This window comes from Synechococcus sp. R55.2 (genome assembly GCF_047462075.1).
Lineage (GTDB): Bacteria > Cyanobacteriota > Cyanobacteriia > Thermostichales > Thermostichaceae > Thermostichus.
In genome coordinates, this window is sequence record NZ_JANSIH010000149.1 from 1 (window position 1) to 878 (window position 878).

General features: G+C 59.9%; 1 pseudogene. It reads left to right on the forward strand.

Going from position 1 to position 878, the window contains the following annotated elements:
* A pseudogene (locus NW838_RS05405) lies at positions 1 to 878 on the forward strand (peptidase M8); the annotation flags it as partial.

Below are 878 nucleotides of genomic sequence, written 5' to 3' on the forward strand. Positions count from 1 at the left end.
TACTACGACGGCAACCCGCAATCGGTAACCATCCGCGATGCCGCCATTGCCTTTGCCATTGCCAGCGGGATCACCCAGCCCAGCCAGATTGTCAGCTTTGTCAACACCGTTTTGCGGGTGCAGCATCCTCTCACCCTAGCTGAGGTGACCACGGCCGACCCCAATCCGGTGGCCATCTCCGATTTTGATGGGGATGGCACACCAGGCACCGTGCGGGATGCCGCCATTTTGTTTGCCGTTGCCACCTTGCAGACCCGCGATGCCAACCGCATCAACACCTTCGTCAACACCGTTTTGCGGCTGCAACCTCCCCTCAACCTTACGCCTGAACAAGCGGCCAGATTGCCAGGGCCGGGATTTGTTCCGCCCACAGGGCTTCCAACCGCCTCGCCTTCGCCGTCACCACCTGGGATCCCCACCCTGGGGGTGCCGCAGGCGGTTACAGGGCGCTTGACCACCAGTAGCCCTCGGGATCCCCGTCGTCCTACTCACTTCATTCAGGATTTCCTGCTCAGCGCGCCTGCGGGGCAAACGGTGCGGATCCAGCTTTCCAGTATCGACTTCGATACTTACCTTTTCATCGTTAACCAGGCTACCGGCGAGGTGATTGCCGAAAACGACGACTTTGGGGGGAGTACGAATTCCCAGCTCGACTTGGTTGTGCAAGCTGGAATCAACTACTTGGTGCGGGTTAGCAGTTACGACCCTGGTGCTACGGGTGCTTTCCAGCTTAGGACTGCTCTGGTTGCCCCGGCACCCACTCCTTCTCCCACGGCTTCGCCCACTCCCTCTGCTGGCGGCTTCAACATCGAGATTGAATTCATCGACAACAGCCTCAGCCCTTCCCAGCGCAACATCGTTCTGCAAGCGGCCCGGCG